A 22,392-nucleotide genomic window follows, 5' to 3' on the forward strand; every position below is an offset into this window, starting at 1 on the left:
ATTTTAATTATATGTTAACTATCATTTGTTGATCCGAAGAAACCTGTCCTACCTCCTTGGGGTAGGTAATGGCATATTTCTCCACTCTTCTAGATAATGACTCAATATTTGATAGATCTGAAGCTTCAGCTATATCCAATAATTGCCCATCTTTCATCATCACACATATTTTGCTCTCCGATGAATCATAAGCATTATTTCCAATAACCTGTTGATACAACAAATAATCTAGATCGCCTTCACTCACATCAAACCGCTCTTTCAGTCTTCCCTTCAGTTCCGAAACATATTCTTCAGAAAATGGCGTATTGCTTAATTCCGTGCGGAACAGTTCTCGTCGAACAAGTTTTGAACACAACATACTCAGTATCTGGTCGTCGTGATCAGCCCAAATCTTGATCGCTGATAAAATATCCGTGTCATCTAAACGAGTAAACCATTCTAAATGCGACTCATTCGCCAGAAATGTTTCCCTATCGATTTTGTTGTTCAGGAAATGGTCCAATGCCGGTGTTGCAAACAATTTCACCCCTTTGTTGCTCAATTCCTTTGCCCTTGCGAGCGCTTTGATCAACATCTGCTCAGCGGTGATCACTGTTTTGTGCAGATAAACCTGCCAGTACATCAATCTCCTTGCTATCAGAAACTTCTCAACCGAATAGATCCCTTTTGCCTCGACCACCAGCTCATCATCTTTTACGTTCAGCATTTTGATGATCCTATCAAATGATATCACACCTTCAGAAACACCTGTAAAGAAACTATCTCTGTTTAGGTAGTCCATTCTATCGGTATCAAGCTGACTTGACACTAATTGGTGCAAGAATTTACGGTGGTATTGATCGTTGAAAATGGTAATGGCTAAATCTAGACGGCCCGAAAATTCCTCATTCAACTTGTCCATCAGCAGCGCCGAAATCAATTCATGCGACACGCCTTCAACCAAGGTATGTTCTAGCGAATGTGAAAAAGGGCCGTGCCCTACATCGTGCAGAAGAATGGCAGCAAGTGCAGCTTCTTCTTCCTCTTCCGAAATCATCACATCCTTTCCTCGCAAGGTTTCGATGGCCAAGCTCATCAGGTGCATGGCGCCTACAACATGTTGAAAACGAGTGTGCAATGCTCCTGGATAAACCAAATGGGTCATGCTCACCTGTTTGATATAACGCAGCCTTTGTAAGTATGGATGTTGAATCAGGTCATAAATAAACCCTGACGGGATCGTAACAAAACCGTAAACAGGATCATTTATTATTTTCTTCTTGTTCAAATGCCTAAATAGTGATTAAAATCTAGCCTCATCCACATGTACTATACTGTATATTATGGCTAAGATACGGGCAAAGATACATACATGGTACTTAATAAATGTTAAAAAAAATCCAAAAAGAGGCAATTTGTCAGTAAATACCTAGAATCCATTACAACGATCCTAATTTTTAGCGGACTTTCCTGTAAAAATTCCAAAAAATAATCCCTAAATATCCTGCTCTTTCCTCCCCCAATCCCAAGATTATCAAAGCTTAACAATCGATATAGCAGCCTAAATCCTGGAATTTAAAAACTTCTTTTCATTTCCAATCAATCCAATAGATCACTTTGTCACAAGACTTAAGTTTTTCCCCTTTGCAAAGGGTTTAATCCTCTTGATTGGCCCAAAATCCAATTGGGTTCAGAGATTTTCCTGACCACGGCCTTCGGACCTGGCTTTGACCTCATTCGAGACACATTCGGAAAATTCGGAATGTGTCTCGAATGAGGTCAAAATATAATCCAAAATTTAAAGCCGATTTGAGAGCCCTACTTCTGCGGATAAAACCTGACATTATTTCTTCTCGTTAGAGCGATTCGCTAAGATTAATAACGAAAAGACAACGGCAAATCCCTTTAAAAGCTGTAAATTAGCTTTTCTAAGGATTGATACATGCAGAAAATACATATACTTTGGGCTGATGACGAGATTGAGTTCTTGAAACCACATATCTTGTTGTTAGAACAGAAAGATTATAAGGTAAAGACCGTTAATAATGGTTCTGATGCTGTTGAGGCTTTTCAAAACGAACCCTTTGACTTGGTTTTCCTCGATGAAAACATGCCTGGATTAACAGGTCTTGAAACGTTGGACAAGCTAAAAGCTATCAATCCCTCCATACCGACGGTTTTGGTCACCAAAAATGAAGAAGAGCATTTGATGGAAGATGCCATAGGTGCCAAAATCGACGACTACCTGATCAAACCCGTTAATCCAAAACAGATCCTATTGACCATTAAGAAGTTCACAGAAAACAAACGCTTGGTTTCTGAACGCACTTCCATGGCCTATCAACAGGATTTCCGAGAGTTGGGCATGCGCATGAACGATAACCTCAACTTCCAACAGTGGGTAGATGCTTATAAAAAACTACTCTATTGGGAACTTTCCTTAGAAAAATTGGAAGATGCAGGTATGCATGAAATCTTGACCATGCAGAAATCGGAGGCAAACCTGCTCTTCTCGAAATTCATTGAGAAAGAATACCTCAGTTGGATAAAAAATCCAGAAAACGGACCGATCTTATCCCATCAACTCTTCAAGAAAAAGGTATTCCCGAAAATGGAAGCTGAAAAGCCAACATTTTTCTTCCTGATCGACAACCTAAGGTACGATCAATGGAAGGTAATCAATGAGGTGATGACCGATTATTATCGGGTGGAAGAAGAAGATAGCTATTATAGCATCCTACCTACCGCAACGCAATATGCCAGAAATGCCATCTTTAGTGGATTGACCCCTTTGGAAATGGAAAAACGTTTTCCGAAAGAATGGCAGAACGATGATGATGAGGGCGGTAAAAACCTATATGAGGATGTATTTTTAGCGGATCAGATTAAAAGAGTCTATCGTAAAGATATCCGACATAGCTACACCAAGGTCATTACCATGGATCAAGGCAAGGACGTACTGGAAAACATCAACAAATATATGTTGAATGACCTGAATGTTTTGGTCTACAATTTCGTGGATATGCTATCCCATGCCCGTACGGACATGGCCATGATCAGGGAATTGGCCAATGATGAGGCAGCATACCGATCATTGACTTTATCTTGGTTTGAACATTCCCCATTATTGGATGTTCTAAAATGGCTTTCGCAAAAGAATGTCCGGGTGATCATCACTACGGACCATGGGACCATCCGTGTCAAGAAACCTAGCAAGATCATTGGCGATAGAAATACCAACACTAACTTAAGATATAAGCAAGGGAAAAACCTGAACTATATCGACAAAGATGTCTTTGTGATCAAAAACCCATTGGAAGCGCAGTTACCACGGGTCCACATGAGTTCCACCTATGTTTTTGCTAAAGAAGACACCTATTTTGTCTATCCAAACAATTACAATCAGTTTGTCCATTATTTCAATGGCACCTTCCAGCATGGAGGGATATCCTTGGAAGAAATGATCATACCATTCATCACGTACAGTCCAAAATAACATAGCAGTAAAATGGAATATAGAGTTGCGAATACAGAAAGCCTACCTGCAGCTGCAGCATGGCTAATTGAAAACGCAGGTGATAAAAGAGTGTTTGTTTTTCAAGCGCCAATGGGAGCAGGAAAAACAACCTTTATTAAGGCTATCTGTGCCTATCTACAGGTAGAAGACAGTACATCAAGCCCTACATTCTCCATAGTGAATGAATACCATTCGGAGAACGGGCCAATCTATCATTTCGATTTCTATCGATTGAAAAGCGAACAAGAGGCTTTTGATCTTGGATATGAAGAATATTTCTATTCTGGGGATTATTGTTTTATTGAATGGCCGGAGAAAATCCCGAATCTAATTCCGGAAGATGCTGCCGCCGTAAAAATAGAAGTTACTGAAGATCAGAGTCGAACTATTATTATGAAATAAATTTTATTTCCGATGCAACCATTTTAGGCTGAAGGGCGTCTTTACAATAAACCAGATCACACATTGGAGCCTAATAAAGTTATACATATATGGGAGCGGTGCAAGTCCAGGGAGCGACAAGCTCAATCGGAACTGTACCAATACTTTTCAGCTAAAATGTATGCTTTATGTTTAAGGTATGCAAAGGATCAAGATGAGGCAGCTGACATATTACAGAACGGTTTCATCAAGGTATTCAACAAGTGTGAGCTCTATGAGGGCAAAGGTTCTTTGGAAGGATGGATACGTCGCGTTATGGTCAATACAGCCATTGAAAGTCACCGCAAGAATAAGGTGCGCTTTCTGTCAACGGATGAACTCAGCGGAAAGGAATTGGAAAAAGCAGGGTCCTTTTCGTTAAATCATTTGGACTACAAAGATTTGTTGGCATTGATCAAAAAACTCCCATTGGGATACCGTACCGTATTCAACCTGTATGCCATAGAAGGCTACAACCATAAAGAGATTGCAGAAATGCTGGACATCAGTGAAGGCAGTTCAAAATCTCAACTTTCAAGGGCTAGGCTTTGGCTGAAAGAGCGCATTCAAAAAATGGAGGAATTAGGAATATGAAAGATCAAGAAATAGATAAATTGTTTTCAGATGGTCTTCGAGATCAGGAAACTAACCCACCGGCATCGATCTGGCAAGGGATAGAGTCAAAACTTGACGAAGAAAAAACCATTCCTTTCAAAAGGAAAAACAATCTTTATGTCTGGATGATTGCAGCTTGTCTGACTTTAGCCTTAGGAATATCCTTAAAAATGTTCCTTTTCCAAGATAACTCAGCAGAAAAAAAACCTACTCAAATAGCACAACTTGAGGACAAACTGATAAACGATAAGGAGACATCAATTTCAGAGGATTTAATTCCTGTAGAAAAAGAAAGTAAGGAAGTACCAGTTTTGTTAACTACGAATCAACCTAGCAAATTTAAGGAGGTTCAAAAGAAACAAACTGAAACTAAACCAATAATTCAGGCTAAAGACACGGAACGAGAAGACATGATTGTCCCCTCGCAGGAATTAAAGCTTGTAACGGCAGTTGAAATTGATGATATGGAGCAAGAACCAAACGAATTAGCTACAGTTGAGGTGGCTCCGATCCAACCTTTGGTCAACATCATTGAGCATGAAGAAGTGATGTATGCCGAGGTAAAAAAGGAACATAAGAAAAAACAGACCATCTTCACCAATATCTTGAATACCTTGTCAGACAACCTTAACCCTTCTTCTAAGGCGGTAAGATTCAGTTCTGACGAAGAAGGAACCATTAGTGTAGATTTATTCAACAGCATCGCAAAAACCAGAAGATAACATGAAATTTAGAATTTTTTCAACACTCATCTTTGCATTAGGCTTGATTAACTTTTCTGCATCTGCCCAAGAAAACAATGAAAAAGATAAGAAAGACAGTACGGGAAATACCCATAGTAGTAGCTATGATTTCTCTTTTACCCTAGGAAAAGAAGACAAAGAGAAGGGCGATTCAAGTAAAAAAGAGATCAAATATCCAAGGACTTATGGAGGATTGACCTTCACCCGAGTTGATTGGGGATTCTCAAGGCTTTCTGATGATGGTAGTTTCACGCTGTCAGAGCAAAACCAATTCTTGAGCTATAAAAAGGCTTCCAACTTTGGATTTGATATTGCACAGTTTGGGATAAGGTTCAACGATAACTTCAAGGTTTACCTGTCGGCTGGTTTTGAATGGAATTACTGGCGTCTCAAACAGAATGTTCTACTTTTGGAAAATGTCTCCCCATTAACCTACGAGCCTCTGGATAGCGACGCAAATTATTCAAAAAATGTTTTCACTTCCACGTATTTGCGCCTTCCCCTTTCATTTGAACTGAGAAGTAGGCAGCTGAGCAACGGAAAAAGAGTAAAACTTGCGTTCGGAGCGATGACAGGCATATTATTGAAGGGAACACAACGCTTGAAGAGCGATGACAATGGAAAGCAGAAATTTAAGGATACCTATAACTTGCAGACTTTTCAATATGGCCCATTTGTGCGCATAGGCTATGACGATTTTGGCTTGTTTGCCAAGTACTATATGAACAATCTATTTGAAAAAAGCCCAGCTCAAGAGGGTGTCAAAAACATCGCTTTTGGATTGACTCTAGGTTTTTAATAGTAAAAACGATTCGTAAACTGTATTTTTGTGTCGGGTTCAAAAGATCCGACACTTTTTATGGCTCAACAATCTAACTCTTGTCAATATATTTTTTCTGATGTTCAAAAACCTAATCTTCCCTTAATCCATGGGGAGAATGTTTCTGCTGTTTTTGAAGGAAACCTTATCGTTACTGCGGTAAGTCAGGTGAATTTTGGCATTGAAGAGGGTAAGATCACAGCCATCATCGGCGAATCAGGTAGTGGAAAAAGCACCTTGTTGAAGTTGATCTATGGACTTTTAGAGCCTAATACAGGCGAAATAAGGTACAGAGGTTGGTTGGTGCCAACCCGAAAAGACAAATTGATTCCGGGACATGATGCCATGAAACTGGTTTCTCAAGGATTTGATGATTTGAACCTATATGCCAAGGTTTGGGATAATGTAGCTTCTCAACTCTCCAACACCAACCTGGAGCTGAAGGCAAGAAGGACGCAAGAGGTTTTGGAACAATTGCGCATCGATCATCTTGCGCAAAAAAGGGTTGCCGATCTCAGTGGAGGTGAAAAGCAACGTGTTGCTATTTCCAGGGCGTTGATCAATGATCCTGAGGTCCTATTGATGGATGAGCCCTTTAACCAAGTTGATGCTGCCTTCAGGGATGAACTGCAACAGGATATACAGAACATTGTCAAGAACACTGGATTGACCGTGATATTGGTTTCACATGATCCAGCAGAGGTATTGGCCATGGCAGACTATCTCTTGGTGATGAAAGCAGGAGAAATAGCGGACTATGGAAATCCAAAAGAATTGTATGCCACCCCGAATACACCATATACAGCTAGATTATTGGCGAAAAGCAATGTACTGACCGTTGCTGCAGCCAAAATCCTGGAAATTGAAACCAATTCCTTGATTTCTATCCTTCAGGAAAACGTCAGCTATGAAATCAATGCGGATGGAAAGTTCTGGATCAAGGATATTAAATTTAGAGGTTTCTATAACGAGCTAGTCCTTGGAAATGATGAGTTGACCCTACATATGGTGCAGTTTCCAAAGGATGAGATCAAAAAAAATACGAGAATCAATATCCTCGTATCTTCATATCATCAATTTCAATAGAAACATTGTTTATCTACTTACGTTCTGCAGCCATTCCATCATCGCAGCAAACCAATCCCTGTTATCCGTTTTATTGATCAGGCCAAATCCATGACCACCTTCTTCGTAGGTGAAGATTGGGTTCGGAATATTATACATGCCCAGAGAATCCTGATACTTATAACTATTTTCAATCGGTACAACCTTATCATCTTTGGCACTCATTAGGAAAGTAGGCTGATTGTTTTTGTCCACTTGTTTTTCCATAGAGAACAATTCAACATCTTCTGCAGTGAATTCAGGGCCTATCAGGTTGTTTTTGGAACCTTGATGGGTAATGCTAGCGTCCATGGAAATAACGGGGTAGCACAGAACGGAGAAATCGGGCTTCAGGTTTGCCTGCTCCAAAAACGCAGTCTGCGGGCGATCGTATAGATTAGACAATGTTGCTGCCAAATGCCCTCCTGCGGAGAAGCCAATAACGACTACTTTTTTATTTGGGTTTTCAGATCTGATCTGTGCTATGGCATACTGTGCATCTTGAAGCGGTCCAAAACGTTTATCCTCCATTGTGGCAACTTTAGGAAGCCTATAAAAAAGCACATAGGCTGAATAGCCTAGGTCATTTAGCCTCTTGGCTACATCATGACCCTCGTGGTTGATCGCCACCCCAGCATAACCGCCACCTGGGATCACCAAGAATACAAGATCTTCTTTTTCTTGATTGGCTTTGTGGACATATAATTTCGGTTTATCCAATTCTTCGAGGGAATCTACCGGTAATTTAGATTTGGGGATTTCCTCGTTTCCATACAAATACCTCATTTGCCCTGTATCTTGGGCTTTCGTATGCCATGCAATCATGCTTAAAATAAATAGGATTAAATATTTTCTCATCGTTTATAAATTCGCCATGACGATTAGGTTCAGGTCTTTGCAAGGCAACTGGAACTTCTCGCTCATGTCTTTGTTAGTTAGGTTTCCGTGATATAAATAGATTGCACTGCGAATGCCTTGGTTGGCCCAGATCATATTATTCATTCCGCCGGCTTCGCCAATTTCGATCAATATTGGGGTAAAGATATTCGTTAAGGCATAGGTTGCGGTTCTGGCCACCCTTGAAGCAATATTAGGCACACAATAATGGATGACATCATATTTTCTGAAGGTAGGTTTATCATGGTTGGTCACTTCGGATGTTTCGAATACACCACCTTGGTCTATACTGACATCAATCAAAACCGAATTAGGTTTCATTTTGGAGACCGTGTCCTCTGAGATCAAACAAGGGGTTCGACCGTTTCTCGCCCTGACCGCACCAATGACAACGTCACAAGTACGTACTGCTTTATTGAGAACAATAGGTTGGACCACGGAAGTGAAGACGCGGCTGCCTACATTACTCTGTAACCGTCTCAGCCTATATACTGAGCTATCAAAGACCTTGACCTGTGCACCCAGGGCAATAGCAGTCCTTGCTGCAAATTCACCCACCGTGCCAGCACCAATGATAACCATTTCCGTTGGGGGAACACCAGTGACCCCGCCCAACATCAAACCTTTGCCGTCAAAGACATTGGATAGGTATTCTGCAGCAATCAGAACGGAGGTCGCTCCAACGATTTCACTCATTGCCCGGACAACGGAAAGATGCCCGCCTTCATCTTGTAGATATTCAAAAGAAAGTGCGGTAATCTGTTTTTTCATCAATGCTTTCAGGACTTCAAGCTTCATCAATGAGGGTTGCTGGGAACTGAACAGCACCTGTCTATTTTTCATGAGCTCCACCTCTTTCAAGGTTGGGCTGGAAATCTTTATGATCAGGTCGGCTTTATAAACTTCTTTTTTGTCATATACGATACGAGCTCCTTGCTCACTATAGTGATGGTCCTGAAAGTTGGAAGCATCACCCGCTCCCGTTTCAATAATGATTTCATGACCATTTTCAACCAACAATCCCACAGATAGAGGGGTCAGTGCAATTCTGTTTTCTTGGAAGGTATTTTCTTTAGGGATACCGATAGTTAGACTGCCTTTTTTTCTGTCTTTCGAAAGCATAGCTTCCTTAGGTTGTAGTACTCCTTCTTGAGCTAATTTTGATACATTTATCATTTACGTAAATATAATGCAAGTTAAAAATACGCAATAATATTTCAACTAATAAAGCTTAAACGATTATATTTGGTTAAAATTAAAATAATAAACTTTAATAATCGTAAGTTTACAAACTAACCCGTTACGATGAGAATAATTAAGCCGTTGAATCACATCAAGATAGTTCCTAGATGGATTATTTTTATGTTTGACATAGCCGTATCAGCCTGTGCCTTCCTACTTGCATTTACCCTTTACAACAACTTCAACGTAGATTCTTTCTCAAAAACGGACTTCTCAATTGAGTTCTTATTTTGCATGACTTTAACTGCCATTTCCTTTATGGTATTTAAGTTATATAGTGGAATTGTCAGGTATACTTCTGCAGTAGATTCTATCCGTATTTTATCGACGATCGTATTCACTTCGATCATTATGTTTATCGCTAAGTTGATCTTTATCGCGTTACAAATACACATCAACATCCCGACGAACCTGATCATCATATATGCACTATTCGCCTTTACGGGATTGACCACCTATCGTACCTGTATCAAAATCTTCTTTCAGTACACGAAATCTACAAGAAATGGCCGTAAAAATGCCATCGTTTATGGTGCTGGCGATTTAGGTATTGCGGTAAAAAGGACATTTGAGCATGACTTCCGTTCTGAAAAGACTATCGTAGCCTATATAGACGATAATGAAGAGAAAATAGGAAAATCCATCGATGGGTTGAAGATCTATGGTTCTAAGGATTTCACAAGGGCCGTCCATAAATTTGGCGTTGATGAATTGATCATTGCTTCTTCCAATATCGATATCGACATCAAGAACAACATTATTGATCAAGCATTGGAGCATAATATCACGGTTTTGACCTTGCCTCCGGTAAGCAAGATCATCAATGGTGATCTTTCCCCGGCACAGATCAAGCAGATAAAAATTGAGGATCTATTGGAGCGAGCGCCAATCCAGATTTCCAATGAAAAATTGATGGATCAATTACGCGGAAAACGCGTTTTGGTTACAGGGGCTGCAGGTTCAATCGGAAGTGAGATCTCTAAACAGCTTGGAAAATACGAACCGCAAATGATCATTCTTTGCGACCAAGCGGAATCCCCTTTGCACAATTTACAGTTAGATCTTCAAGATCAATTCAAGAATCAGATCTATCATTCGTATATAGCAGATATCAGAAGTGAGGAACGGATGCGACTGCTCTTCGAGACTTTTAAACCGCATTATGTTTATCATGCCGCAGCTTATAAACATGTTCCAATGATGGAAAACCACCCTAGTGAAGGAGTGAAAACCAATGTTTTTGGCACATATCTACTGTCCAATTTGGCGGTTGAGTTTGATGTTCAGAAATTTGTCTTTGTTTCCACTGACAAGGCGGTTAACCCCACCAATGTCATGGGAGCAACCAAGAGAATCGCCGAAAAGTATGTTCAATCCCTGAACAACTTCCTGACGTCTGTCAATGGTATCAAATCGACAAGATTCATCACTACGCGTTTTGGAAATGTATTGGGTTCTAATGGCTCGGTAATACCAAGATTTAAGGATCAAATTGAAAAAGGTGGTCCAGTAACGGTGACCCATCCTGATATCACGCGATATTTTATGACCATTCCTGAGGCTTGTCAATTAGTGATTGAAGCTGGAAATATGGGTAATGGCGGTGAGATCTTTGTATTTGATATGGGCAAATCTGTAAAGATCGTCGATTTAGCTAAAAAGATGATCCGTCTATCAGGCTTTACCCCTTTCAAGGACATAGACATCAAATTTACGGGATTAAGGCCAGGGGAAAAGCTCTATGAGGAGCTATTGAATGATCTTGAAAACACGATGCCTACGCATCATGAGAAAATCATGATCGCCAAGGTGCGTGAAAACGATTTTGAGTTAGTAAAAAATGAAATACACGTTCTATCCAAACAGCTGGACAGCAACAACAACCTTAATATAGTGCGACAAATGAAAGTGATGGTTCCGGAATTCAAAAGCCAGAACTCCATTTATGAACAATTGGATCAGGAAACCATGGTCAATGTCAACCCATAAGGCTGTTAAATATTTTTCCTAAATTATTGCAAGTATTCTTTAAAAGTGTATTTTTGCGTTCCGTAATCTATTAAAACTAAGAATGTCACAAAATAATCAAAACGGTTCTTCAGCGGTAAAAACAGGGCCGAAGAAATCATTTTTCCAAGAAAATGAAAAGAGTATCATCTTTATTGTAGCAGGTATCGTAGTATTGATCCTTCTATATTTTGGATACCAAAAACTATATCTGGCACCAAGAGCAGAGAAAGCTGCTAACCAAATGTACCAAGCGGAATATTACGCTACAATTGATTCGCTTCAGAAAAAAGCTATCGATGGTGATGGTTCATTCCCAGGTTTCAAAGAAATTGCCGACGAGTATTCCAACACTAAATCTGCAAACGTAGCGAATGCATATCTAGGTGGACTATACTTACGTCAAAAGAACTTTAAAGAAGCGATCAAATACCTAGAACAATATACAGAGACTGGAAGTCAAGTATTGGACCCATTGGTTATCGGTCTTTTAGGTGATGCATATTCAGAAGAGAAAATCTATGATAAGGCTGCAAACTATTACAAAAAAGCAGCTGATAAAAGTGCGAATGCTTATACTACCCCAATCTTCTTAAAGAAATTAGGCTTGGTATATGAAGAATTACAGGATTACAAAAATGCTGAGATTGCTTACCAAAGGATCAGAGATGAGTATCCTGAAAGCGCTGAATCTACAACTGTGGATAGCTTTATCGCTCGCGTACAGGCTAAACAACAGTAATAGCTCTAAGTACTAAGTATTTAGTAGTTAGTATTTAGATGTTAGATTACTAGTTTGGTAAAGGAATTAATACTTGAAGGTCAATAACCATTGGCTGGATACCAAAAATATTTTAATTAACTTTGAGGGCTACCTTTGGTAGCCTTTTTATTTTAATTTATATCTATGTCGAGTACATTAAAAAATCTATCTGATTTTTCCCATTTACAGGTGGGCAATGCTGAGAATCTGAAATTTGCGATTGTAGTTTCTCAATGGAATGCCCAAATCACTGGAGCTTTATTGAATGGAGCATACAAAGGATTATTAGAAAACGGAGCAAAAGAAGAGAACATTGAATTAATTGAAGTACCTGGGAGCTATGAATTGATTTCAGGGAGCGACATTGCCTTGCGCAATCAAGAATTGGACGCCGTGATTACCTTAGGCTGTGTAATCCAAGGTGAAACAAGACATTTTGACTTTATCTGTGATGCAGTAGCCAATGGCATCGCGCAGGTGGGGATCAAATATAATAAACCGGTAATTTTTGGCGTATTAACAACAGATAACCAAGAACAGGCCTTGGACAGAGCAGGTGGCAAGCACGGAAATAAAGGTGAAGAAGCTGCCATTACGGCAATCCAAATGGGCCTAATCCATAAAAACCATTAATGGTATTGTTTTTGATATCTAGGAGGTTATGAAACAAAATACACATACGGAACAGGCAACTCAATCATTCCCAATTTGATTTTGGGGTTGCAGCTTTATGCACGTAGTGAATTCCTCTCATACTATCACAAAATTCAGTATTATGAAACAAAAGAAGAATATAGTTTTCTATATCTATTTAATATTTGCTGCCATCACTATTTCTCCAGCAGTACTATTGGCGCAGTCCAATGGCATTGTCGATAAAATCTGGAATGCAGTAGGTGGTAAAAACAAATGGGAAACCACAAAATATATTATGTTTACCGTATCGGGGAATAGCAAATACCCTGCTATCAGCGGAAACAGAAAGTTCTTATTGGATAAACAAACTGGGAATGTCCGTTTTGAAGGTACGCTGAACAATGAAAATGTAGTGGCTTTGTTAAATGTACAGAACCAGAAATTAAATCATGTATATGATGAAAATGGTGCTGAAATGGCCGTACATACCTATAAGGAATTATTGCCGGATTTGATCGCTCAGTACAACATTGACTTGAAGGTGCTTTCATTACCGATCACCATTATGTCGTCAAATATCAGTTCGCAGAGCAGCAGCAAGATCATCAATGCAGAGAAGCTTCAGAAATTGGATTTCTCGAATTTCTTAGGTAACTCGGGTAGTTTTTATGTAAGTGAAGAATCTGGGTTGGTGAAACGTTTGGACTATGACAATAAGAGCTATTTGGTGAACGGGTATAAGGATATTGGCAATGGATTGATCTTACCTACAACTTTCAAAGCGACTTCGGATAGCATTACCTATCAAAAGGTAGCTTCTTTTACAGAAATGGAACCAGAGAAGTTCAAATCCTTTTAAGGATTTAAAACTCTATCTAAAGGATATCATAAGGCCATTCAATTACTTGAATGGCCTTTATTTTTGAATCTTTAAGATCTTTTCTATGATCTGCATCAAGCCTGTCCTGGAGTTATCCTGATGGTAGGCTAGATAAACATTGCTCTCCAGCTTATGTTTCAGATTAGATGAACTTAAAACAGAAAGGTCTGACATGCCCTTAACCATACTCAATGGTGCAATGGCATAACCAATATTAAGCTTCACCAGTTCCAGGATAGCGTTCATATTGTTGCATTGATGTTTTATCTTGGGTTCAAACCCTAATTTATTGCAAAATTCTTCGCTGAGCCTAAAATACTCTGGAGCGTAATCTTGGTTAAAAGAGATATAATCCATTTTGCTTAACTGATCAATGGATGTTTGTCTTAAATTATTGGAATTCCCCACGATACACAGTTCATCCTTGAACAATAATTTTTTGACCACAACCTCATTTGGGCTGTGGCTACGGATAATTGAAAGATCTAACTTCCCACTTTCCAAGGATGCGATTTGCGATTGGCTGGAAGCCTCTATGAGATTGACCTGCAAATTTGGAAAACCCTGTTTGAGCTCTTCCAATATTCTCGCAATAAGTCCCTTTGGCGTGGAGCTGATATAACCTAAACGTAGTTCCCCCGACACCTGCTCATGGATCAATCTGGTTGTATTCTTCACCTGTTCCAAATGATCGATCAGCTCATTGATTTGCGCATAGAAGTACTGCCCTGCCTCTGTAAGTGCTACTTTTTTATTGTTTCTGTGAAAAAGATCGACCTGCAGTTCATTCTCGAGTTCCTTAATCTGCCTGCTCAGCGGTGGCTGGGAAATAAAGAGCCTTTTGGCTGCATTTCCAAAATGAAGTTCTTCTGCCAAGGTCTTGAAATAGAGTAAATGCCTGAGTTCCATGATACCTATTAAGTATTGTACTATGATAAAAATAGTATTTTTTAGGTATAACTGAATCCGATAAATTTGGATATAGTAAAAAATAGACTATGGAAAAATCAACATTAGTAGAAATAGAACAGCGCTTTGATGCCGATGTGGAGCGTTTTGCTAATCTGGAAACCAGTCAGGCGAATACCATCGATGCAGTATTGAACATGGAATTGATTACTGATGGGATCAGGGATATGTATCCGAACCTCAAAAATATCCTGGACATAGGCTGTGGTGCTGGAAATTATGCTATAAAGACCCTAATGAAAAGCAATAATAAGGTGAATGTGGATTTGGTAGACTTAAGTCAACCTATGCTGGACAGGGCAAAGCAAAGGATTCAAGAACATACCGGAGGCGAGGTTCAAATTTTCAAGGGCGATTTCAGGTCCATTGATTTACCCAAAGGCAAATATGATGTGATCATTGCAACCATGGTCTTACATCATTTAAGGGATGATGAAGATTGGGAAAAGGCATTTATGAAGCTCCATGGATTGCTGAATGAGAGTGGAAGTATCTGGATTTTCGACATCGTGGAACAAAACAGTGCTGAGATCCAAAAATTCATGTATAACGACCGTTATGGGGAGTTTTTAGTGAAACTGAAAGATAAAGCCTATCAGGAACATGTTTTCGCCTATATAGAAAAAGAGGATTCGCCAAGGCCCCTACTCTATCAATTGCATTTGTTGGAGAAGGCAGGTTTTAAGAAAGTCGATATATTGCATAAACATTTATGCTTTGCTTCGTTTTTGGGGTTTAAGGGTGGGGAGATGTGAGATTTGAGACAATGGAAAGGCTTTTTTTAGATAAGAAAAGAGAACATCCAAGGTTATAGGATGAATTGCCTTGGATGTTCTGTTTGGGGGTGATATTATTGGGCTAGGTAGGTTGACACTCTTCCAACCCTACCTTTATCGTCTACTACGGCTAAATTGATCTTGTCTCCTTTTTTGACCTGGATTCCCTCTTTAGGGAATCGCTGTGATCCTTTATTGGGCTCCGAGCCATCAAGGGTATAGAAGATATCAAACCCTGGATATTCAATATTTGCTTGGATTTTGTTCCCTTTTTGGATTACACCTACGGATGGTAATCTATAGTTGAATCCATCAGCGATCAGGTCCAGTTTCGGAAGCTCCTTCTTCCCTACTTTATTGACAAAGTCGGAATAGCTTTGAGCAAAAGCTTTATTGTCAAATTTGGAATCTTCTTCCCAAGCTCTTTTAGGTGCCCAAGCGCGCTCAGACAAAGCATATAACCTTGGGAACAACATATAGTCCATGCGTTCTGGGGTCAATACGGTTTCTGCCCAAAGTGCGGCTTTGATACCTAGGAGATTAGATTTACCTTTTTCGGTCAGCCTAACTTTGGATGCCAGGTATTTTGGTTCCAATTTCTTGCCAGGTTCCGTAATGGCCATATTGGAGAAAAAGTTTTCAGGCAACAATGAAAAGGAATGATAAAGATCGGATATAGCGGCCCATTTTAATCCGGGCTCCCTGAAATCACGGTCCCAGACCATATCCAGGTAGAGGTTTGCAGCACTGATGAAGATGGTCTTATATCCAGCATTGGCCAATTTATAGACTAAATCCTCATGGCCTCCGCCGATTACGTTGTTCCATACATCAAGATGCATATTGAGATGAGCCAACTCCTCATTGACTACCATTCCGGATCCTTTATTGACCATTCCGAACTCTTCCCATCCGGCCATGATCAATCCCTTGGAGGCACAGATTTCATTGATCTTCTTGACATAATAAGGCCAAACTTCATAAACAGTTTTAAAGCCTTCTTTTTTCATCAGAGCCTGGATGGCCGGGGACTTTTCCCATGAACCTGCTGGAACCTCGTCTCCGCCCAAGGAAACCACCTCTAACTTCAAGCCGACCTCATCATACATCTTCTTGATATCGTCCAATACAACGTCTAAAAAGCGGTAAACGGAAGGCAAGGCAGGGTTCATGACATTATCGTCCCAGTATTGAGCCGAACTGTATTCGGATTTGTCTTCGGCTTCGTAAAGAAGGAATTCTTCAGCTTCTTGGGTTTTACCAGCTTTCATCAACCTGTTGTACCGGGTTTCCATTGATTTGATTGCAGCTCGCGCATGACCTGGCGTTTCTATCTCAGGAATGACAGAGATATAGTTCGCCGATGCATATTTCAATATTTCTTGAAATTGGGCTTTGGTCAAGAAATGGCCTTCAGTCACATTCGTTCCAGACCCATAGGCAGGTTGAATACTCGTCCCTTCCTGATAGAAAGGGGATCGTTGGGAGCCAATTTCTGTCAATTCCGGTAAGGATGGGATCTCTAATCGCCAACCTTCATCATCAATGAAGTGCAGGTGGAGTTTGTTGACCTTCAATTGAGCCAATACATCGATGTATTTTTTGATGGTTTCGATTCCCTTATAATTACGTGCTATATCCATCATAAAACCACGGTATTCGAACCTTGGTTTGTCGTTGACTTCCAAATACGGAAAGCTTACATCTGCCTTTCCTTTCAGTTGCTCTGCCGTAAGAAGGGACTTGATGGACTGCAAGGCATAGAATGCTCCAGCTGGCTCGCTCGCTTCAATAGCAATGCCTTTGTTGTCAATTTTTAGATTGTACTCTTCGTTTCCTAAACCTTTTTTGTAAAGAATCTTGATGTTGGCATTCTCTTCATTCCCATTGACAAAATTGAATTGGCTCAGTTGCTGAGCTAGCTCCTGGAAAGGCTTGAGTGCAAAATTAAAATGCTCATGCACATAGTAGCTGACATCTGCATTGAACTTATAATTCCCCTTCCCTACTTTGATATGGGCAGGGGTAGGAAGAATCAACTGCTCACCCGAAGAGATCCTGGATGCATTCTTTTCAAATAGGTCGTTTAAAAATTTGTTCTGTTCCTCGGAACTGAGATGCAATGGAATCACCTGCGGATGTCCTATATTGATGATTTCCTGTGGATTATCCCGGTTTTGAAGGTAAAAACCATTTGGAGTCAGGGATGTATGGGTAATCGGATAGGGCGATTTATAATCGATCACCAAGGAGTCTTTCGCTTTGATGAAGGATTGATCTGTAAAATCGATGGAATATAAGTTTCCATTGCGGTTGTGTATCGAATAACCGTCCACACTTTTCTCTTCAATGGGATACATGGAATTGAACCAAAGGTTGTATCCTTTGAGATTCAAGTTGTGCGCGTCGTTGTTTTTTACAATGATCTTTAGTGCTAGATTATCTTTGGGGTTATAATTTTCATTGAAATCCCATTTTACTTCCAGATTATTCTTTTGGGCCTGCACTTGGCCTGCCAACAGAAGAACTCCGCAGAGACTTAGGGTTTTAATTAGTTTCATATGATGTAGTTTACAGCTTAAAAATAGCACCTTAAAAGGGAATCAGCAATTTTTATGAAAAATATTTTGTGTTAATAAAAGTAAATTCTATATTTGCACACCGGAAAACAAAACGGCCCGTTCGTCTAGGGGTTAGGACGCAAGATTTTCATTCTTGAAACAGGGGTTCGATTCCCCTACGGGCTACAGAAAAAAGCGACTTGAAAAAGTCGCTTTTTTGGTTTAATAGTGGTTGGGCATGGTATTACTTTAATTTACCTTTCAAGCCCCTTGTTTAACAGTATGTCAAATCTGAAACATTATTCCATTTATTTCAATGGATATGTTTTTTGCTTTATTAATATCTAAATAAATTTCTGTTTTTATACTTGACGATTCAATGGGGATATCTACCCATACTGTCCCTGGTTCAAGCCTTTCAATATTTTTGTTTTGACCAATGAGTTGTTTCTTTGAATCTCCTGCTCTGATTTTAAATGTCCCATTTGGAAGCTGAATAGGACTCTTTAATTGTAATTTTATTTGAATTGCTTTTATATTGGATAAATCAATTACTCCTAGGTTCACCACAGAATTTTGTTCCTTTGGATAAATGGTAGTTGCATTTTGATCAATCTGATGGTTAATTTCTAAACCCTGTCCCCCATCAATTTGATAAGCTGGTATATAGGGATTCCTAAGGTACAATGATTTATAATCAGTTAAGGATGGAATTTCCCCACTTCCTTTATCAGTATAAGAACTCCGAACCAGTACACCATCATTTGTTGTATTATTCCTGCCCAACAAATCATTCAAGTTTCCTTTAGGGGTATTTTTGCCTAAACCATTTTGAGAACTCAATATATAAGCTACTATATCTCCAACGTCTTCTTTTGACAATGAGGGATGCGGAGGCATCATTTCCTTTCCTCCCCATTTGCCTGCACTCCCCTTCAGGACGCTATTTGTCAACTTCTCTTTTGAATCACTGTTGCCTTTATATCTTTTAGAAATCTCTACATAGGATGGCCCCATTAATTTTTCATTTTCAGCATGGCAGGATTTACAGTCACTTTTTAAGATAAGATCATTAGCAATGATTTTTTTAATTGGAGAATTTACATTTGTTGCATCTAGCTTATCCTTAATTAATTCAAAATTCATATAATCAATATATTCTGCATTAACATTTAAGTTTGAATAATCAATCCCACTGCTTCTCTCATCTTCCTTATCCATAACTGAAACTTCATAATTAACAGTAGAATTAGGGAAAAAGAAGGTTTCATTAGATTCTCCCAAGCTTAAATTAATGGAAGGAGGGGCATTACCCACTTGAATTTGAACTTTTTCGGTTCCTGTATTTCCTCGTTCATCAATTACTGTAAGTTTTGCTACCCATATCCCTTTTTGGTCTAATTTCACATCTATTTTTTCCCCTTTATATTTCCTTACCACTTTTCCTGAAACCAATAATTCCCATTGATACTCAAGCTGATCATGATCATAATCCTCCGACTTCTCTGCAGACAAGGTAAGATTAAGAGGTACTTCACCGGCTACTTTTGAGGTTGTAATTCTTGCAATAGGATTTCTATTTCCTTTTTGGTATGTAATTTTCAACAATCTTGCATCCGCATTTTTTTTATAGGTACCTCTTCCGTATTCTAGTACAAACAAATCGCCATTTGGACCAAATTTCATATCGATGGGACCATTTAGTTTCAATTTTTCTAAAAAGGGCTCCATGTTAAGGAATTTTCCTTTTTTATCAAAAGTTACTGCAAAAATCCAACCTCTGGTCCAATCTGTAATAAACCATTTCCCCTCGTAATAAAAAGGAAAGCTATTTTCACGTCCTTGAAAATCATTCGTTCTATAAACTGGTCCACCAACCGCACTATTACTTCCACTTCCCAAGAGCGGAAAATCTTCAGATGCCATTTGAGGATACCAGATGAAGGCAGGTTGAGCTTCTGGCAAGTCAATGATTCCTGTATTATTAGGAGATAAATTTTTCAGTTTTTCAGGTATGAATTTTTCTAAAGGCTTATTATTCGCATAATCAAATCTCCAATAGGGCTGCTGATTAGCAACAATATATGGCCATCCAAAATTTCCAGGTCCTCTAGCAATATTGAATTCATCGTAAGATTTTGGACCATATCCAATGGAATCCTGGATTCCTGTTGGACCAACCTCTCCCCAGAACAACCAACCTGTTTCAGAATCTATACTTAATCTCCATGGATTACGATTGCCCATCGTATATATTTCAGGACGTGTATCTGCTGTTCCAATTGGAAATAAATTTCCTTTAGGTATGGAGTATGTACCATCTTCATTAGGATGTATCCTCAATATTTTGCCTCTTAAATCATTTGAGTTTGCTGCAGTCCTTTGGGAATCATACAAGGATCTGCCCGACCTTTCGTCCAAAGGAGAATAGCCTCTAGGATCATTGGGAGTATTATCTCCTGTCGATAAATATAAATTAGCATCTTTATCGAACAACATCCCCCCCCTAAATGACAGCAGGAAATCCTCTGGTTAGGAATCTCAAGAAGAACCTTCTTACTGGCCATTACTAATTGGTTATTCTTCACTTCAAACCGAGCAAGAATACTGTAATGTTTTAATCCTTTTGGAGAATAGTAGAGGTATATCCAACCATTTCTTTCAAAATTTGGATCTACAACCCCTCCCAGCATACCGTCCTCACCTGATTCACTTAACACCTTTCCATCTTCATCATAGTAACCAACACTTACTGGAATATGTCCGATAGGTATCACCTTATTTGTTTTCGACTGAAATAAACTTATCCTACCTTTTCTTTCGACAAAGAGAATATCCCCATTTTTCAAAATATCCATCTGAATCGGTTCATCTAAATTTACAGCTAGAGTTTCGATGACAAACCTATTTTCCTCAGGTTTCTGATTTTCATTTTCTCTGGTATCATCACATGACACAGTGCAAACCAAGGACATGAATGAGACAAGAACAACAAAAGGGAGTTGAAATATTTTATATCCAAGATTATTTAAGTCATAATCGATATACTTCCAAATTTTGAAAACGATCATAATCTTTTAAGTAATATGGTTTTATATTCAATTTTCATTGGTGGACCAACGTGAACTTGAACCCCTAATAACCCTTCTTTTTTCAGATATTTCTCATCTTCATCAGTAACACTGCTAAAAAGCTTACCATTTACATAATGTTCTAAAACATTGCCTTTTGCTAAAATCCTCATTTCATTCCAATCATTCTTCTTAACTAATGTCTTCAGCTTTTCAAGATCAGGCTCAGAATTAACGACCGTAGTTGGTAGCCATACATTATTTGATATGTTATCCTGTAATGATCCTTGACTAGCACTTAATTTAACCTGGTCTCCAGGTTTGGCAATGGTAGTTCGGATTCTTTCTTCATAGTTCATTCCCATATATTGAAGTTTTCCATCGATATCTGCCTGATAGCCTTTTAGAGCATAATCCAAACCTTCAACTTCCTCACTTCTATAATTAATCCCACTATTACCCTCACTAGAAACTTTAAAAACCACCTTTAATTCAAAATCACTGACCATTCCCTTTCTCCAAATTAAGAATGAATTTCTCTCTAATAGAGTTTCTGGAGTAACCTCTCCTATGATAGTTCCATTTTCTACTCGCCAATAAGTTGGATCTCCTTCCCATCCATCTAAGTTCCTTCCATTAAATAAGGAGACAAAGCCGTTTTGCCTCTCCGCTAATTTTTGAAAATCTTTACAAGAAATAATAAACAGGACACATGAGTACAATAGGTATCGAAATATAGTTTTCATGGATGAATAATTTTAAAATTTTTATTTATATATAATTAGAAACAAGCTCAAGTTTATATCAGATTTCTAATCATTGATGCTGGCAAAAGAAACTTACCTTTAATTTAAAGTCGCATTTAATAGGCTAGCCATTTCATTTTCATTCCCACCAAATCAGTATCAAAAAAATCAAAATGGTTAAGCGGATGAATTGCGTTACTAGGAACTTTATTGGCACTTTTACAACTACCTCTAATTAAAATAACAGGTCAACATTGTTTAGGTTTCGGTTTATATATTTTATTAATAACAATAAATATAATAAATTAAATTTATTAACAATATTAATAATTAATATTTATCAACAAAAACAGTAGATAATACAAAAAAGAAAATTTACGAGAAATGATATTTCCTTTGCCTAAAACCGTTTTTTTACATAAATAGAGTATTACTTTAACTTGATGGAATTTTCTATTGATGCCAGATAGCAATGATATTAAGGTTTTTCATCAGCAAAAAACATTAATAATTTAATTCTGAACTTCTTCTTTGAATAAAATCAATAAACCCTAACCTATTCCAAATTTCCATAAACTCTCCTACTGGAAAAATTAATGGTTTTTAAGTATTGTTTGCCTTTTGGCTCTCTTCTAATTTTATA

18 protein-coding genes, 1 tRNA gene and 1 pseudogene are annotated in these 22,392 nt (G+C 38.7%); 12 read left to right on the plus strand and 8 right to left on the minus strand.

Going from position 1 to position 22,392, the window contains the following annotated elements:
• Positions 1–7 precede the first annotated feature (7 nt).
• Entirely contained in the window at positions 8–1,270 is a 1,263-nt protein-coding gene (locus tag RT138_RS03290; protein ID WP_313189511.1) for an HD domain-containing protein, read from the minus strand.
• A gap of 654 nt (positions 1,271–1,924) precedes the next feature.
• Between RT138_RS03290 and RT138_RS03295 the strand changes: the two genes are divergently transcribed.
• From RT138_RS03295 to RT138_RS03320, 6 genes are all read left to right on the plus strand, one after another.
• On the plus strand, positions 1,925–3,478 hold the full coding sequence (locus RT138_RS03295) for a PglZ domain-containing protein (protein ID WP_185213895.1): 1,554 nt from the start codon (positions 1,925–1,927) through the stop codon (positions 3,476–3,478).
• 12 nt (positions 3,479–3,490) lie between these two features.
• A complete protein-coding gene (tsaE, locus tag RT138_RS03300; protein WP_313189512.1) occupies positions 3,491–3,901 on the plus strand; it encodes a tRNA (adenosine(37)-N6)-threonylcarbamoyltransferase complex ATPase subunit type 1 TsaE in 411 nt (136 codons plus the stop codon).
• Between the two features lie 63 nt (positions 3,902–3,964).
• The gene (locus tag RT138_RS03305; RefSeq protein WP_313189513.1) at positions 3,965–4,513 is read left to right on the plus strand and encodes an RNA polymerase sigma factor; all 549 of its coding nucleotides are present in this window, start codon (positions 3,965–3,967) and stop codon (positions 4,511–4,513) included.
• Positions 4,510–5,256, plus strand: a complete 747-nt coding sequence (locus RT138_RS03310) for a hypothetical protein (RefSeq protein WP_313189514.1) — start codon at positions 4,510–4,512, stop codon at positions 5,254–5,256. The genes RT138_RS03305 and RT138_RS03310 overlap by 4 nt, the downstream gene beginning before the upstream one ends.
• A 1-nt stretch (position 5,257) precedes the next feature.
• Positions 5,258–6,076 (plus strand): outer membrane beta-barrel protein, encoded by an 819-nt coding sequence (locus tag RT138_RS03315; RefSeq protein ID WP_313189515.1) that lies wholly within the window; start codon positions 5,258–5,260, stop codon positions 6,074–6,076.
• Positions 6,077–6,136: 60 nt separating this feature from the next.
• Complete coding sequence (locus RT138_RS03320) at positions 6,137–7,183, plus strand: ABC transporter ATP-binding protein (protein WP_313189516.1); 1,047 nt, start codon at positions 6,137–6,139, stop codon at positions 7,181–7,183.
• A gap of 9 nt (positions 7,184–7,192) precedes the next feature.
• On the opposite strand, the gene RT138_RS03325 is transcribed toward RT138_RS03320, so the two are convergent.
• The gene (locus tag RT138_RS03325) at positions 7,193–8,059 is read right to left on the minus strand and encodes an alpha/beta hydrolase (RefSeq protein ID WP_313189517.1); all 867 of its coding nucleotides are present in this window, start codon (positions 8,057–8,059) and stop codon (positions 7,193–7,195) included.
• A 3-nt stretch (positions 8,060–8,062) separates the two neighbouring features.
• Positions 8,063–9,274, minus strand: coding sequence for an alanine dehydrogenase (locus RT138_RS03330; RefSeq protein WP_185213888.1), 1,212 nt, complete (start codon positions 9,272–9,274; stop codon positions 8,063–8,065).
• Positions 9,275–9,403: 129 nt separating this feature from the next.
• Between RT138_RS03330 and RT138_RS03335 the strand changes: the two genes are divergently transcribed.
• From RT138_RS03335 to RT138_RS03350, 4 genes are all read left to right on the plus strand, one after another.
• Positions 9,404–11,329, plus strand: coding sequence for a nucleoside-diphosphate sugar epimerase/dehydratase (locus tag RT138_RS03335; protein WP_313189518.1), 1,926 nt, complete (start codon positions 9,404–9,406; stop codon positions 11,327–11,329).
• Between the two features lie 82 nt (positions 11,330–11,411).
• The gene (locus tag RT138_RS03340) at positions 11,412–12,089 is read left to right on the plus strand and encodes a tetratricopeptide repeat protein (protein ID WP_313189519.1); all 678 of its coding nucleotides are present in this window, start codon (positions 11,412–11,414) and stop codon (positions 12,087–12,089) included.
• A 165-nt stretch (positions 12,090–12,254) separates the two neighbouring features.
• The gene (gene ribH, locus RT138_RS03345; protein ID WP_185213885.1) at positions 12,255–12,743 is read left to right on the plus strand and encodes a 6,7-dimethyl-8-ribityllumazine synthase; all 489 of its coding nucleotides are present in this window, start codon (positions 12,255–12,257) and stop codon (positions 12,741–12,743) included.
• Positions 12,744–12,885: 142 nt separating this feature from the next.
• On the plus strand, positions 12,886–13,605 hold the full coding sequence (locus tag RT138_RS03350) for a hypothetical protein (RefSeq protein WP_313189520.1): 720 nt from the start codon (positions 12,886–12,888) through the stop codon (positions 13,603–13,605).
• 57 nt (positions 13,606–13,662) lie between these two features.
• On the opposite strand, the gene RT138_RS03355 is transcribed toward RT138_RS03350, so the two are convergent.
• A complete protein-coding gene (locus RT138_RS03355) occupies positions 13,663–14,535 on the minus strand; it encodes a LysR family transcriptional regulator (protein WP_313189521.1) in 873 nt (290 codons plus the stop codon).
• Positions 14,536–14,624: 89 nt separating this feature from the next.
• On the opposite strand from RT138_RS03355, the gene RT138_RS03360 reads away from it, so the two are divergent.
• Complete coding sequence (locus tag RT138_RS03360) at positions 14,625–15,350, plus strand: class I SAM-dependent methyltransferase (protein WP_313189522.1); 726 nt, start codon at positions 14,625–14,627, stop codon at positions 15,348–15,350.
• 95 nt (positions 15,351–15,445) lie between these two features.
• Here the strand turns inward: RT138_RS03360 and RT138_RS03365 are convergent, their stop codons facing one another.
• On the minus strand, positions 15,446–17,932 hold the full coding sequence (locus RT138_RS03365; RefSeq protein ID WP_313189523.1) for a family 20 glycosylhydrolase: 2,487 nt from the start codon (positions 17,930–17,932) through the stop codon (positions 15,446–15,448).
• Between the two features lie 114 nt (positions 17,933–18,046).
• Here RT138_RS03365 and RT138_RS03370 point away from each other — a divergent pair.
• Positions 18,047–18,118 (plus strand) — tRNA-Glu (locus tag RT138_RS03370).
• Between the two features lie 99 nt (positions 18,119–18,217).
• On the opposite strand, the gene RT138_RS03375 is transcribed toward RT138_RS03370, so the two are convergent.
• The 3 genes and pseudogenes from RT138_RS03375 to RT138_RS03385 form a co-directional block, all read right to left on the minus strand.
• A complete protein-coding gene (locus tag RT138_RS03375) occupies positions 18,218–19,858 on the minus strand; it encodes a c-type cytochrome (protein WP_313189851.1) in 1,641 nt (546 codons plus the stop codon).
• A 201-nt stretch (positions 19,859–20,059) separates the two neighbouring features.
• Positions 20,060–21,003 (minus strand): annotated as a pseudogene (locus tag RT138_RS03380) (PQQ-dependent sugar dehydrogenase); the annotation flags it as partial.
• On the minus strand, positions 21,000–21,749 hold the full coding sequence (locus RT138_RS03385) for a DUF1080 domain-containing protein (RefSeq protein WP_313189524.1): 750 nt from the start codon (positions 21,747–21,749) through the stop codon (positions 21,000–21,002). The gene RT138_RS03385 and the pseudogene RT138_RS03380, both read right to left, overlap by 4 nt.
• Positions 21,750–22,392: the final 643 nt, after the last annotated feature.

The organism is Sphingobacterium sp. (genome assembly GCF_032065005.1).
Lineage (GTDB): Bacteria > Bacteroidota > Bacteroidia > Sphingobacteriales > Sphingobacteriaceae > Sphingobacterium.